Origin of the sequence: Streptomyces sp. WAC05374, from assembly GCF_004353505.1 — a bacterium.
Taxonomy (GTDB): domain Bacteria; phylum Actinomycetota; class Actinomycetes; order Streptomycetales; family Streptomycetaceae; genus Streptomyces.
This window is the reverse complement of sequence record NZ_SMNQ01000005.1, coordinates 99,911-113,798: the sequence shown is the minus strand read 5'-3', so window position 1 is coordinate 113,798 and position 13,888 is coordinate 99,911. Positions and strand designations below refer to the sequence as shown.

15 protein-coding genes are annotated in these 13,888 nt (G+C 73.3%); 3 read left to right on the top strand and 12 right to left on the bottom strand.

Annotated elements, in window-relative coordinates; all coding sequences use genetic code 11:
- The first annotated feature begins 68 nt into the window (after positions 1–68).
- On the top strand, positions 69–563 hold the full coding sequence (locus E2B92_RS12920; RefSeq protein WP_126884081.1) for a DUF3145 domain-containing protein: 495 nt from the start codon (positions 69–71) through the stop codon (positions 561–563).
- A 129-nt stretch (positions 564–692) separates the two neighbouring features.
- Here the strand turns inward: E2B92_RS12920 and fabF are convergent, their stop codons facing one another.
- The 5 genes from fabF to E2B92_RS12895 form a co-directional block, all read right to left on the bottom strand.
- Positions 693–1,955: a beta-ketoacyl-ACP synthase II gene (gene fabF, locus E2B92_RS12915; protein WP_126884080.1), complete on the bottom strand. Its 1,263-nt coding sequence runs from the start codon at positions 1,953–1,955 to the stop codon at positions 693–695.
- A 67-nt stretch (positions 1,956–2,022) separates the two neighbouring features.
- Complete coding sequence (locus E2B92_RS12910) at positions 2,023–2,271, bottom strand: acyl carrier protein (protein WP_084897295.1); 249 nt, start codon at positions 2,269–2,271, stop codon at positions 2,023–2,025.
- Between the two features lie 82 nt (positions 2,272–2,353).
- Entirely contained in the window at positions 2,354–3,355 is a 1,002-nt protein-coding gene (locus E2B92_RS12905; protein ID WP_126884079.1) for a ketoacyl-ACP synthase III, read from the bottom strand.
- A 16-nt stretch (positions 3,356–3,371) separates the two neighbouring features.
- Positions 3,372–4,295, bottom strand: a complete 924-nt coding sequence (locus tag E2B92_RS12900; protein ID WP_126884078.1) for an ACP S-malonyltransferase — start codon at positions 4,293–4,295, stop codon at positions 3,372–3,374.
- An 89-nt stretch (positions 4,296–4,384) separates the two neighbouring features.
- Positions 4,385–5,587, bottom strand: a complete 1,203-nt coding sequence (locus tag E2B92_RS12895) for a PucR family transcriptional regulator (protein ID WP_126884077.1) — start codon at positions 5,585–5,587, stop codon at positions 4,385–4,387.
- A gap of 108 nt (positions 5,588–5,695) precedes the next feature.
- Here E2B92_RS12895 and E2B92_RS12890 point away from each other — a divergent pair, with 108 nt between their 5' ends.
- Together E2B92_RS12890 and murJ are read left to right on the top strand one after the other, a co-directional pair.
- Positions 5,696–6,346, top strand: coding sequence for a pirin family protein (locus E2B92_RS12890; protein ID WP_235023810.1), 651 nt, complete (start codon positions 5,696–5,698; stop codon positions 6,344–6,346).
- 54 nt (positions 6,347–6,400) lie between these two features.
- On the top strand, positions 6,401–8,044 hold the full coding sequence (gene murJ, locus E2B92_RS12885; protein ID WP_126884075.1) for a murein biosynthesis integral membrane protein MurJ: 1,644 nt from the start codon (positions 6,401–6,403) through the stop codon (positions 8,042–8,044).
- On the opposite strand, the gene E2B92_RS12880 is transcribed toward murJ, so the two are convergent.
- The 7 genes from E2B92_RS12880 to E2B92_RS12850 form a co-directional block, all read right to left on the bottom strand.
- The gene (locus E2B92_RS12880) at positions 8,025–8,396 is read right to left on the bottom strand and encodes a hypothetical protein (protein ID WP_126884074.1); all 372 of its coding nucleotides are present in this window, start codon (positions 8,394–8,396) and stop codon (positions 8,025–8,027) included. The genes murJ and E2B92_RS12880 overlap by 20 nt on opposite strands.
- Positions 8,397–8,413: 17 nt before the next feature.
- Positions 8,414–9,790 (bottom strand): diacylglycerol/lipid kinase family protein, encoded by a 1,377-nt coding sequence (locus E2B92_RS12875; protein ID WP_126884073.1) that lies wholly within the window; start codon positions 9,788–9,790, stop codon positions 8,414–8,416.
- Between the two features lie 75 nt (positions 9,791–9,865).
- Positions 9,866–10,312 carry a DUF7144 family membrane protein gene (locus tag E2B92_RS12870; protein ID WP_126884072.1) on the bottom strand — a complete coding sequence of 149 codons (447 nt, stop codon included), beginning with the start codon at positions 10,310–10,312 and terminating at the stop codon, positions 9,866–9,868.
- Positions 10,313–10,375: 63 nt separating this feature from the next.
- Positions 10,376–10,810, bottom strand: a complete 435-nt coding sequence (locus E2B92_RS12865) for an SHOCT domain-containing protein (RefSeq protein ID WP_126884071.1) — start codon at positions 10,808–10,810, stop codon at positions 10,376–10,378.
- 118 nt (positions 10,811–10,928) lie between these two features.
- A complete protein-coding gene (locus E2B92_RS12860; RefSeq protein ID WP_126884070.1) occupies positions 10,929–11,816 on the bottom strand; it encodes a ribonuclease BN in 888 nt (295 codons plus the stop codon).
- A gap of 3 nt (positions 11,817–11,819) precedes the next feature.
- On the bottom strand, positions 11,820–13,178 hold the full coding sequence (locus tag E2B92_RS12855; protein WP_126884069.1) for a hypothetical protein: 1,359 nt from the start codon (positions 13,176–13,178) through the stop codon (positions 11,820–11,822).
- The gene (locus tag E2B92_RS12850) at positions 13,175–13,837 is read right to left on the bottom strand and encodes an HdeD family acid-resistance protein (protein WP_126884068.1); all 663 of its coding nucleotides are present in this window, start codon (positions 13,835–13,837) and stop codon (positions 13,175–13,177) included. The genes E2B92_RS12855 and E2B92_RS12850 overlap by 4 nt, the downstream gene beginning before the upstream one ends.
- Positions 13,838–13,888 lie beyond the last annotated feature (51 nt).

The following is a 13,888-nucleotide window of genomic DNA, read 5'->3' as shown; positions in this document are numbered from 1 at the left end:
TTTCACTCCCGATGCTGTTTACTGAGGCCGCTGGGAAAGGCGAACCTCGTCCCACACTGGAGGTCCCGGTGACGACACGTGGAGTCCTGTACGTACACTCCGCACCGCGTGCGCTGTGCCCGCACGTCGAATGGGCGGTGGCGGGAGTGCTCGGTGCGAGGGTCCAGCTCGACTGGATCCGGCAGCCGGCCTCCCCGGGCACGTGGAGAGCCGAGTTCTCCTGGCAGGGCGAACCGGGCACCGCCTCCAAACTCGCCTCCGCGCTGCGCGGCTGGCAGATGCTCCGCTTCGAGGTCACCGCCGAGCCGTGCGCCACCGCCGAGGGCGAGCGCTACAGCGCCACGCCCGAGCTGGGCATCTTCCACGCGGTCACCGGCATCCACGGCGACATCCTGATCCCCGAGGACCGCCTGCGCGCCGCCCTCGCCCGCTCCGCCCAGGGCGAGACCAAGCTGGAGGCCGAGATCGCCCGGCTGCTCGGCAAGCCCTGGGACGACGAACTCGAGCCCTTCCGCTACGCCGGCGAGGGCGCCCCGGTCCGCTGGCTCCACCAGGTCGTCTGATTCCTCACGCGCCCCTCGCACCGCCCGGCCCCGAGGCCGCCGTGGCGCGGTGCCGCCCGGACATGGGACTGGGCCCACCCCCTCCAGGGGGCGGGCCCAGCCTCATGTCCACGGTCGCCGGCCGCGAGGTCACACCGTCCGGAACGCCAGCACCACGTTGTGGCCGCCGAAGCCGAACGAGTTGTTGATCGCGGCGATCGTGCCCTCGGGCAGCGCACGGGGCTCGCCGCGCACGATGTCCGCCTCGACCTCCTCGTCCAGCTCGTCGACGTTGATCGTCGGCGGGGCCGTGCGGTGGTGGAGGGCCAGGACCGTGGCGACGGTCTCGATGCCGCCCGCGCCGCCCAGCAGGTGGCCGGTCATGGACTTGGTGGCCGAGATCGCCACGTGGTCCAGCTCGTCGCCGAGCACCTTGCGCAGCGCCTTGACCTCGGCGACGTCACCCTGCGGGGTGGACGTGGCGTGGGCGTTGAGGTGTACGACCTCGGCCGGCTTCAGGTCGGTGGTGTCCAGCAGGTTCTGGAGGGCGGCGGCGATGCCGCGCCCCGTCGGCTCCGGCTGGGCGATGTGGTGGCTGTCGGCCGACAGGCCCTGGCCGAGCGCCTCGCAGTAGACCTTGGCGCCGCGCGCGGCGGCGTGCTCGGCGGACTCCAGGATGACGACACCGGCGCCCTCGCCGAGGACGAAGCCGTCACGGCCCTTGTCGTACGGGCGCGAGGCCTTCTCCGGCTCGTCGTTGTTCTTGGACATCGCCATCATGTTGGCGAACGCGGCCACCGGCAGCGGGTGGATCGCCGCCTCGGTGCCGCCCGCGACGACCACGTCGGCGCGGCCGGTGCGGATCATCTCGATGGCGTAGCCGATCGCCTCGGCACCCGACGCGCACGCCGAGACCGGGGTGTGGACGCCCGCCCGGGCGTTCACCTCCAGGCCGACGTTGGCGGAGGGGCTGTTGGGCATCAGCATCGGCACGGTGTGCGGGGAGACGCGGCGTACGCCCTTCTCCTTCAGCACGTCGTACTGGTCGAGCAGGGTCGTCACGCCGCCGATGCCGGAGGCGATGACGGTGCCGAGCCGGTCGGGGTCGATGGACGCGTCCTCGCCCGCCGGGGCGGTGAAGCCCGCGTCCGCCCACGCCTCACGCGCGGCGATCACGGCGAACTGCGCGGAGCGGTCCAGCCGGCGGGCCAGCGGGCGCGGCAGGATCTCGGCCGGGTCGACGGCCACGGGGGCCGCGATACGGACGGGCATGTCGGCGTAGCGGTCTCCGTCGAGGGGCTTGACGCCGGAGCGTCCCGCCAGCAGACCTTCCCAGGTCGCGGCGGAGTCGCCACCCAGCGGTGTGGTTGCGCCGATACCGGTGACGACCACGGTGCGATTGGTCGAGTTCACAGGAATTCTTTCTCCACGTCTATGAGGTATGCGGGGAATGCGGCGCCACCGCCGGGTGGCGATCCGATCAGCCCTGGTGCTTCAGGATGTAGTCGGCAGCGTCGCCGACCGTCTTGAGGTTCTTGACGTCCTCGTCGGGGATCTTGACGTCGAAGCGCTCTTCGGCGGCGACGACGACCTCGACCATGGAGAGCGAGTCGACGTCCAGGTCGTCGGTGAAGGACTTGTCAAGCTGGACGTCCTCGACCGGGATGCCGGCGATCTCGTTCACGATGTCGGCGAGACCGGCGACGATCTCTTCCTGAGTGGCGGCCATGTGGCGCTCCTTCGGTGTGTATCTCAGAGGTGTTTCTCAGAGGGTTTTTGAGGCTGGTCGTCCGGGAAGACCCGAACGGTGCCTAGGGGAGGGTAACGACCGTCGCGGCGTAGACGAGACCCGCCCCGAAGCCGATGACGAGCGCGGTGTCACCGCTCTTCGCCTGACCGGTCGCCAGGAGCCGCTCCATCGCGAGCGGAATCGAGGCGGCCGAGGTGTTGCCGGTCGTCTCGACGTCACGGGCGACCGTGACGTGCTCCGGCAGCTTCAGAGTCTTCACCATCGAGTCGATGATCCGCATGTTCGCCTGGTGCGGGATGAAGACGTCCAGGTCGGCCGCCGTGATGCCGGCCGCGTCCAGGGCCTGCTGGGCGACCTTCGCCATCTCGAAGACGGCCCAGCGGAACACCGCCTGGCCCTCCTGCGTGATGGCGGGAAACTTCTCCACCGTGCCGTCGCGGTAGTCGGTCCAGGCGACGGTCTGCTTGATGGTCTCGGACTTGTCGCCCTCGGAGCCCCACACGGTCGGGCCGATCGCCGGCTCCTTGGCGGGGCCGACGACGACCGCGCCGGCGCCGTCACCGAACAGGAAGGCCGTCGCACGGTCCTCCAGGTCGGTCAGGTCGCTGAGCCGCTCGACGCCGATGACGAGGACGTACTCCGCCGAACCCTCGACCACCATGCCCTTGGCGAGCGTCAGGCCGTAACCGAAGCCGGCGCAGCCCGCCGAGATGTCGAACGCGGCCGGCTTGTTCGCGCCGATCTTGTCCGCGATCTCGGTGGCGACGGCGGGGGTCTGCTTGAAGTGCGAGACGGTGGAGACGATCACGCCGCCGATCTGCTCGGGCGTGACCCCGGCGTCGGCGATCGCCTTGCCGGCCGCCTCGACCGACATCGCCGTCACGGTCTCCTCGGGGGAGGCCCAGTGGCGGGTGGCGATGCCGGAACGCGAGCGGATCCACTCGTCGGACGAGTCGATCGTCTCCAGGATGACCTCGTTGGGCACGACCCGGGTGGGCCGGTAACCGCCGACGCCCATGATGCGCGCGTACGGGGCGCCCTGGCTGGGCTTGATCTTCGCCATGCTCTATGGCTCCTTGTCAGGCGGCGGGCGCCGCGTGCTCGGCGATGAGCGCGCGGGCCGCGTCGAGGTCGTCCGGCGTCTTCAGCGCGAGCGTCTTGACACCCTTCAGGGCGCGCTTGGCGATGCCCGTGAGCGTGCCGCCGGGGCACACCTCGACGAGGGCGGTCACGCCGAGCCGCTGGAACGTTTCCATGCACAGGTCCCAGCGGACGGGGTTGGCGACCTGCCCCACCAGGCGGGCGACGACGTCGGCGCCCGTGGCGACGGTCTCGCCGTCCCTGTTCGAGACGTACGTCACGGCCGGGTCCGCGACCGTCAGGCCCTCCGCGGCCTTCTGGAGCGTGGCGACCGCGGGCGCCATGTGGTGCGTGTGGAACGCGCCGGCGACCTTGAGCGGCACCACGCGGCGCACGCCCTCGGGCTTGTCCTCCGCCAGGGCGGCGAGCTGCTCCATGGTGCCGGCGGCGACGATCTGGCCGGCGCCGTTCACGTTCGCCGGGGTCAGGCCCAGCTTCTCCAGGTGCGGGACGGTGACCTCCGGCTCGCCACCGAGCAGCGCCGACATGCCGGTCTCGGTGATGGCGGCGGCCTCGGCCATCGCCAGGCCGCGCGTCCGTACGAAGCCGAGCGCGGCCGTGTCGTCGAGGACACCGGCGAACGCGGCCGCCGTGATCTCGCCGACGCTGTGACCGGCGACGGCACCGGGGGCCACCTCGCCGAGCGCGGCGGCGGACAGCAGTCCGGCGGCGACCAGCAGCGGCTGGGCCACCGACGTGTCACGGATGGCGTCCTCGTCGGCCTTGGTGCCGTAGTGGACGAGGTCGAGCCCGATGGCGTCGGACCACGCGGCGACGCGGTCGGCGGCGCCGGGGAGGTCGAGCCAGGGAGTCAGGAAGCCGGGCGTCTGAGCGCCTTGGCCGGGAGCGACGAGTACGAGCACCCTCACACTCTCTCTTGTGGACGGTGTCCCCCGCCCGTGGGGACAGGGACGAAGAACCGTCAGGGGAATTGTTGGTGTTCGACAAAAGTCTAGGACTGCGGATCTCCGTCTACCAGACGCCCCAGGATCAGCGCGATCCGCAGGGTGAACGCCGAACGCACATCGGAGGGTGACCATCCGGTGACGTCGGTCACACGTCGGAGCCGGTAGCGCACGGTGTTGGGATGCACGAAGAGCATCCGGGCCGCGCCCTCCAGGCTGCTCGCCTGCTCCAGGTAGACGCTCAGCGTCTCCAGCAGCGCCGAGCCCGCCTCCTCCAGCGGTCTGTAGATCTCCTCCACCAGTTGCTCACGCGCCGACGGGTCACCGGCGATCGCGCGCTCCGGCAGGAGATCGTCCGCCAGCACCGGACGCGGCGCGTCCTGCCAGGCCGAGCAGGCCTTCAGGCCCGCCGCCGCGGCCTGCGCCGAGCGGGTCGCCGCCAGCAGGTCCGGCACGATCGGCCCGGCCACGACCGGCCCGGCCGCGTACGGGCCGATCAGCGCCTTCGCGACGTGCAGCGGGTTGTCGCTGCCGCCCGCGATCACCACCAGCCGGTCGCCCAGCACCCCGGTCAGGACCTGCAGCTTCGCGTGCCGGGCCGCCCGCCGGATGGCCTCCACCGTCAGCTCGCTGTCGCCGTCCGGGGCCGTGCCGAGGATCACGCACACGTGCTCCGGCGAATTCCAGCCGAGTGCCGCCGCCCGCGACACGGCACCCTCGTCGGCCTCGCCGGACAGCACCGCGTTCACCACCAGGGACTCCAGCCGGGCGTCCCACGCGCCGCGCGCCTCGGCGGCCTGCGCGTACACCTGCGCCGTGGCGAAGGCGATCTCCCGCGCGTACACCAGCAGCGCCTCGCGCAGCACCGACTCGTCACCGGGGGCGGCGACCTCCTCGATCGCCGCCTCCATGACCTCGATCGTCGTCCGGACCATCTCCACGGTCTGGCGCAGCGTGATCGCCCGGGTCAGCTCGCGCGGCGCCGTGCCGAAGACGTCGGTCGAGATCGCCTGCGGGGTCTCCGGGTGCCGGAACCACTCGGTGAACGCCGCGATACCGGCCTGTGCGACCAGACCGATCCACGACCGGTTCTCCGGCGGCATCGCCCGGTACCAGGGCAGCGTCTCGTCCATGCGGGCGATGGCGTTCGCCGCGAGCCGTCCGGAGGACTGCTGCAGGCGCTTCAGGGTGGCGGCATGGGGGTGGGCGTCGTTCGCTGCGGGTTCAGGCACGGGACAAGACTGCCTCATCGCGGCGGCCGGGTGCGGCGCCGGGTCTACGGTGGTCCCGTGAGTTCATGGCATCCAGACGGCGCGGCGGCCCGCCCGCGGCCCACCACGGGCGGCCCGGCGTGGTCCGTGACGCGGGCCGGCGAGCGCTACCGCGGCGGTGAGGCGACGGCCGGGATCGAGACCCTGCACGCCTTCTCCTTCGGCCGCTTCTACGACCCCGACAACCTCCGGTTCGGCGCCATCCTGGCCTGCAACGAGGAGCGGCTCGCCCCCGGCTCCGGGTTCGACGAGCACCCCCACAGCCACACCGAGATCGTCACCTGGGTCGTCGAGGGCGAGCTCACCCACCGCGACTCCGCCGGGCACACCTCCCGGATCGGCCCGGGTGACGTACAACACCTCAGCGCCGCCGCCGGGGTCCGGCACGAGGAACGCAACGACGGCGACACCCCCCTGGTCTTCGTCCAGATGTGGCTGGCCCCGAAGGTGCCGGGCGGCGACCCGGCGTACGAGGTGGTCCGGGGCCTCGCGGACGCGACGCCGTACGCCCTGCCGGGGGCGGGGGCGATGCTCCACGTACGCCGCCCGACGGCGCCCGGCGAGCGGATCGGCGTCCCGGACGCCGCCTTCGTGTACGTCCACGTCGTCCGGGGCACCGTGCGGCTCGGCGACGACGAACTGACCCCCGGCGACGCCGCCCGCATCACCGCCGCCCCAGGGCTGGAACTGATCGCCGCCGCCCCGGCCGAGGTCCTGCTGTGGGAGATGAGCGGCTGATACTGGGTGCCGACCACGGCGTCACGGGGCGCCGACACCCGGGGGGAGAACCGCATGAGCGCCACCCAGGCGCCGGACACGTCCGCGAAGCCGGCGTCACCGGCGCCGTCCTCACCGTCCCTGGCACGCAGCGGCGCCGTCATGGCCGCGGGCTCGCTGCTCTCCCGCGCCACCGGCTTCGTCCGGTCCGCCGTCGTCGCCGCCGCACTCGGCACGGGGATGATCGCCGACGGGTACGGCGTCGGGAACACCATCCCCAACATCGTCTACATGCTGCTCCTCGGCGGCGCCCTCAACGCCGTCTTCGTGCCCGAGCTGGTCAGGGCCGCCAAGGAGCACCACGACGGGGGCAGGGCGTACACCGACCGGCTGCTGACGGCCTGTCTGCTCGGGCTGCTGCTGCTGACCGCCGGCGCGGTTCTCGCGGCACCCGCCCTGATCGGCGCGTACACGGACTACACCGGCCCGCAGGCCACGATGACGGTCGCCTTCGCCCGCTACTGCCTGCCGCAGATCTTCTTCCTCGGGCTGTTCACGCTCCTGGGACAGGTCCTCAACGCCCGCGGCCGGTTCGGCGCGATGATGTGGACGCCCGTCCTCAACAACGTCGTCGTCATCGCCGTGTTCGCGCTGTACCTCGCCACGAGTGACGGCGGCGGCCTCAGCGCCGCCGAGACCACGCTGCTCGGCTGGGGCACCACCGCCGGGATCGTGGTGCAGGCGCTCGCCCTGCTCCCCTCCCTGCGAGCCGCCCGCTTCCGCTACCGGCCCCGCTTCGACTGGCGCGGCAGCGGCCTGACCGCCCCACTGCGCTCGGCCGGCTGGCTGGTGCTGCTGGTGCTCACCAACCAGGGCGCGTTCTGGGTCGTCACCCGGCTCGCCACGGCCGCGGGCACCCGGGCGGCGGCCGAAGGCATCGACGGAGGCGCCGGGTTCAGCGCCTACACCAACGCCTACCTGCTGTGGATGGTCCCGCACGGCATCGTGACCGTCTCGCTGGTCACCGCCCTGATGCCGCGCATGAGCGGCGCGGCGGCGGAGGGCGACACGGCCCGGGTGCGGCGGGACGTCTCCTACGGGCTGCGCACCGGCGCGGCCGCCGTGGTCCCCGCGTCCTGCGCGCTGCTCGCGCTGGCCGGGCCGCTGATGGCCGCCGTCTTCCAGTACGGCAGGACCGGCGCGGACGACATCGCGGGCATGGCGGCCGTCCTGATGGCGTTCGCCCCGGGGCTGCTCGCCTTCTCCGGACAGTACGTGCTGACGCGGGGCTTCTACGCGCTGCGCGACACCCGGACACCGTTCCTGCTCAACCTGCTGATCACGGCCGTCCAAGCGGGCCTGTCGGTGGCGGCCTACCAGGTGCTGCCCGCGCGGTGGGTGGTGGCCGGCCTGGCCGGGGCGTACTCGGTGGCGCTGTGGTGCGGATGGGCGGCCACCGCGTACGTGCTGCGGCGGCGGCTGCCCGGGCGCGGCGGCGGCGCCCTGCCCGCACTGGTGCGGCTGCTGGTGGCGGCCGCCCCCGCGGCCGGGCTCGGGTACCTGACGGCGCGGTGGACGGGCGGGGGCGGGCCGTTCGTGGCCGCGGCGGCCGGGGCTGTGGTGATCGCGGGGGTGTTCGCCCTGCTGGCCCGGCCGCTGCGGCTGGTGGAGGTGGAGGCGCTGCTGCGACGCGCGCGCCTCACTGGTCGGAGTAGCTGAAGTCCCCCACCGTCCAGGCGCTCACGTCCTTGATGGCGATCCGGTACATCCCGCCCGTCTCGGGGATGCCCACCTGCCCCTGGAGGATTCTGGCGACGTGGAAGTGCAGATGCGTGGGCGCCCCCGCCGACCGGGAGGCGGTGCCCCCGGGCGGCGCGAAGGTGCCGGCGAACGGACCGAGCCGTTCCGAGTCCCTCAGGACCTCGGCCACCCGCTGCCGCCACACGGACTCGGGCGCCAGCCGGCCGGTGATCACGGCCCCGTGGACCACGACGGTGAGAGACATCTGAGTGGTGTGCTGCGACTCCACCGTGGCGGCGATGTCGACGAGCAGTTCATCAGGATGCGACATGGGAGCTGATTCTAGGATCAGGCGCGTCCGTCCGGACCCCGGCCCGGTACATGGCGGCCCAGCGCGAGGCGGGCCACGCGCGGCCAGTCGGCCGTCACCCCGCCCGTCCGTGACGTGCCGGGCCGGCGGCGTGGCACGCGGACCCGGAGCGCCCCGGGGGCGATGCGGCACACGACGGGTGACGGCAGCACGACGTGCTCCCCGTCGATGCCGACCGGAAGCGTGTCCGTGCCGGACTCGACGACCACCTCCGCGGCGTTCAGCCGCAGCAGGCCGCCGGAGCCCGGACCGCGCACCAGGCGCGCCGCCTGGGCGGTGTTGCCGACCCGTACGCACACCACGCCGAGGAGCCCCGTGTCCAGCCGCTCCCGGCGCCCCGGCCGGGCCGCGTCGGCGGCACGCCCGTACGGGTTGTTGCTGACCAGCAGCGCCTGGAGGCCGTCGACGCGGGTCTCGTCCGCCCGCGCCCGCAGCCGGGGCGCGCCCTCGCCGGTGAGGAGGCCCGGCAGGGTGCGCAGCGTCGTGCGGGCCTTGGAGTCCCGGTACGCGGGGTCGGTGACGACGACCGCGTACGTGCCGAACGAGGCGTTGTTGACGAAGACCCGGTCCGCCGCGTACCCCAGGTCCACCAGGAGTTCCACGCCGTCGGTCAGGGCCTCCAGGGCCGCTGAGGGGTCCTCGCGGTCGAGGCCGAGGTCGAGGGCGAAGTGGTTGCGGGTGCCCGCGGGGATCACCACGAACGGCAGGCCGTGGTCCGCCGCGACCTCGGCCACCAGCGCCTGGGTGCCGTCACCGCCCGCCACCGCCAGCAGATCGGCCCCCTCGGCCACGGCCTGCCGGGCCAGTGCGACGACGTCCTGGCCCCCGTCGAGCAGGACGACCCGGCAGCCCGCCGCCCGGGCCTTCTCCACCAGGCCGAAGCGGTCCACCTTGCCACCGCCGGAGCGCGGGTTCATCACGACCCACGGCGCCCGCGGGGCCTCGGCGACGGCCCGCCCACGGGCGGGGTCACCGGGGGCCAGGGCTCTGCGCGCCGACGTGACGGCCACGACCCACAGGCCGACGGAGACCACGGCCGGCCACAGCATGCCGGACGCGGCGAACAGGGCGAGGACGGCGGCCGGGGCGACCACCGACAGGGCCGCCCCGAGGACGCGGAGCGGACCGGTGTGCGCCAGGGCCCACCACACGCCGACGGCCGCGAGCGCCAGTCCGGCGATGCCGGCCGGCACCCACAGCACGCTCCGCAGCCCGGCGGCGACCAGCGGCACGAGGACGCAGGCCGCCAGGGCGAGCAGGGCGAGCACGGCGAGGAGACGCGGTCCGGGGCGGCTCCCGCGTACGGTCGCCTCCGGCCCGCCCCGTCCCCTCGCGTGCTCGCCGTGTCGTCCCACCGTCCGGCCCTTCCTCGCGCCGCCGCCCGCCGTTCCCGGTCCGCCGGCGGCCCGGTGAGGGGCCGCCCCGTCCGCTCACATGGGGCGTCCCGTGCCTTCGGCCGACCTGTCGGCGTAGGGGTCCTTCCGGACCACGCACAGGGCCCAGATGATGAAGCTCGACAGGGCGATCATCACGATCGACCACACCGGGTAGTACGGCAGGGAGAGGAAGTTGGCCAGGATGACGAGTCCGGCGACCCCCACTCCGGCGACGCGCGCCCACGTCGAGGCCTGGAAGAGCCCGAGGCTGACGATCACGGCAAGCGCGCCGAGGGCGAGGTGTATCCAGCCCCACCCGGTGAGGTCGAACTGGAACACGTAGTTGGGCGTGGTGACGAAGATGTCGTCCTCGGCGATGGCCATGATGCTGCGGAAGATGTCGAGCACCCCGACGAGGAAGAGCATCACGGCCGCGAAGGCCGTCAGGCCGGTTGCCAGGTCCTGCCTCGCCGTGTGTACATGCCGGGATTGTGCGGTCATCGTGCGCCTCTTTTCGTGGTGTACGGATGCTCAGCGGCACGGGTGCGGGTTGGAGTCACCCGACTAGTGCTTGGTCGTGCCGTGGCCGCTGAGGACCAGGTCCTTCGCCCTGCGGAACTCCTCGTCCGTGATGTCGCCCCGTTCGCGGATCGCCGACAGCCTGGCGAGCTCGTCGACGCTGCTGGTCCGGCCGTCCGCCGCGGTCTCCCTGATGTACGCCTTGAACTCCTCCTGCTGGGCACGCGCCTGCGCCTGTTCCCGCCGGCCCATGTTCTTGCCGCGGGCGATCACGTACACGAACACGCCCAGGAAGGGCAGGACGATGCAGAACACGAGCCAGCCGGCCTTGGCGCCGCCGCTCAGGTCGTCGTCCCGGAATATGTCGACGATGATCCGGAAGAGCAGGACGAACCAGAGGACCCACAGGAAGAAGACGAGCATCGTCCAGAAGGCGCTCAACAGGGGAAAGTCGTACGCCAGGTACGTCTGTGCGCTCATGTCCGTCCTCCGTCCAGGGCGTTCGCCCGGCAGGGTTGTGTGCCGTTCCAGCGTGCGCACGGCTCCCCCCGGGCGGCCTCACCCGGCGAGGGTGAATGTGCGCCGGGGGTGAGGGGTCTCAGCGGCCGGCCGGCCCGTGGCGGCGGAGGGGTGCGGCGACCCTCGCGTACCAGGAGCTTCCGGAGACGTACTCGCCGAGGGCGAGCCCCGAGACGGCCACCAGGAAGACGGCGATCAGCCAGGACAGGAAGGTGAAGACGGGACCGAGGGGACCGAACTCGTCCAGGCTGCGTTCCATGGCCGTGGGCACCAGCACCCGGGCCGCACGGCTCAGCAGGACCGTCCCGGCGCCCGCGAGGAGCGCTCCCGGCAGCAGGCTCCCCCAGCCGACCCGGCCGCCCAGCAGCAGGTGCTGCGACCACCACCACAGCAGGGCCGCCGACAGCAGCGACAGCACCAGCCCGGTCACGGCGCCCCCGCCGAACCCCTCGCGCAGAGGCGCCTGGAGGAGGAGGAACGCCAGCCAGACGACCAGCCAGAGCAGCCAGCGCCACAGGGCCGTCCGCACCGGCGCACGCGGCAGGCGCCAGCACCGCTCGCACACCGCCTGGAGGGCCCGGCTGAACGCCGTGGCCGACAGGAGCGTCACCACCACCCCCACCGCCCCCACCGTGTTGCGCGGAGTGCCGGACGCGGCGAAGACCTTCCGCATCTCCTCGAGCGTCTCGCCGCTCATCCCCAGCACCGCGCGGACGGAGTCGGCCAGCAGGTCCTCCATCCAGTCGGGGGCGAAGGCCGCCACGGTCATCAGCAACGGCAGCGCGGTGAGGAAGGCCTGCGCCGCCAGCCGTACGGACCCCTCCACGATGTTGAGCGCCGACAGGCGGGACAGCAGCCGGGCCGCCGCCCCCGACCGCAGGACCGCGGCCCGGCGCCAGGCGGTGAGCCGTCCCGCGGCACGCCCGCGGGACGGCCCCCTCTCCGGGGGCCCGGACCGCTGGACCATGACTCACGGGACCGCCCGGTCCGACGTCCGGTCCGCCGCCCGGCCGCCCGGCCCGGAGGCGGCCGCGAGGATCGCCAGGAGCAGCACGACGGCCAGGGCGACGCCCAGGACGAGCGCCACCGCCCCGACCGTGGGATGGTTCCAGAGCACCAGCGTCAGCGCCGAGGCCGCGATCACGCCACCGGTGGTCCACCCCGGGTGGTCCGCCAGCCAGCGTCCCGTGGACCCGGTGTGCAGCCCGGCGCGGTGCAGCGCCCCGCCGGCGGCCGTCGTGCCCCGTCCGGCCGTCGCGCGCACGGCCCGGGCGACCCGCCCGTGACCGTAGAGGAACGCGATCAGCGCGACGACCACCGCGACGACGAGCAGGGTGCGCGTGCTGTCGCGCAGGAACCGCACGAACGTGTCGAAGATCGCCGATGCCGCGTCCTGGGGCAGCGCCGTGGGCGGGACCGAGTCCAGATAGACCCGCCGGACCACGGCCAGCCCGACCAGCAGCAGCACCATCATCACCCCGACCCCCGTCGCGGTGATCATCACCATCACCCGGTGCGCCGGAGCCGCCCACACCGCCAGCACCGCGAGGACGACGGTCAGGACGGGCAGCCAGACGCCCAGGACGTCCAGCAGCCGCATCGTGTCCTGCGCCTTGCTGAGCTGCTCGGTCTCGAACAGCGTGATCGTCCGGTCGGTGTCCGGGATGGCCGAGGCCTTCTCGAAGCCCGCGGCGACGAGCCGTTCCTTCGCCCGGTCGACGACCTCGCCCACATCGAGCTGGACGGTGTCGCCCTCGGCGCGCACCACACCGTCGTCGTCACCGGTGAGCATGTTCACCACCGCGGCGTGCGACCGCCGGTTCGCGCCCTCCCACGCCTGCTGGAAGGTGTCGCTGGTGATCACGCCGGTGATGGTGCGGTCCACGACGGACCTGACCGCGCTCTGGAGCGGGGCGGTGAGCTCGCCGGCCCCCTCCACGACCCTGGGCGGCGCCCCGGCCTCCTGGAGGGACCTGGCGAGCGCGTCCGTCACCGCCTTGACGTCCACCTGCGCCACCACGCGGTCGGTGAGCCGGTTGATCACGGCCTGCTGCACGGGCGGCTCGGACGCCAGCGGCGCGACGGTCTCCACGTACCTGTCGGTGTCGGAGACCGTGTCCTGGACCCAGGCCGCGGCGACGGCCAGGGGCGCGAGCAGCATGGTCAGCAGCAGCAGGACCACCGCGGACGCCCGGCGCACTCCCCGGTGGCGCACCGCCGCGTGGCGGCGCAGACGCTCGTACTCCGCCCGTTCGCCGGCGGTCATGGCGTGCTCCGGGTGCCCGGCTCCGCCGGGGTCGGGACGATCAGGGGTCGGGGCGTGGTTCATGGCCGGTGCCCTTCCATGGGGGCGGACGGCGCCACCGAGTGCGCCTTGCGGAGCGCGGCTCGCCAGGACAGGGCCACCGCCGCCTCGCCCAGCGCGAGCAGGACCAGCCACAGGCCGAGCAGCCGGGTCAGCGCACGCGCCGACTCGGCCGGCAGGGCGAGGACCACGATCCCCGCGACGACGCCGAGCAGCGCGGCGCCCAGGACGACACCGCGGTGCGGCAGGTCCTCGGCGGTGAGAGCCGCGTAGAGGGTGAGCATTCCGGAGACGAGCCAGACGGCCCCGACGATCAGCGAGAGCGCGGCGATCGTCTGCAGCGGGTTCCGCAGGCACAGCACCCCGGCCAGGACGTACAGCACGGCCAGGAGCAGGCCCGAGAGCCGCTCGTGACCCTTGCGCGCGAAGACCGCGACGAAGTGGAACGCCCCGGTCGCCAGCAGGTACAGCCCGAGGACCACCGCCACGACGTGCAGGGTCCCCTCCGGCCACACCAGGATCACGACCCCCGCGACCAGCGTCGCGGCCGCGGAGCCCAGCAGCCAGGTCCATGACCGGCCGAGCCGCGCGAGCGCGTCGGCGGGGTCGGCCCCGGGCCCGGGGCCTCCCGGCCGGTGGTCCGGTCCGGTGCGCGGTGCCCCACCGGGCGGCGGCATGCTCATGGCTCCTCCTCGCATGACCGGGCGGTCGCTCAGGGACCGCCGACGGGTGGC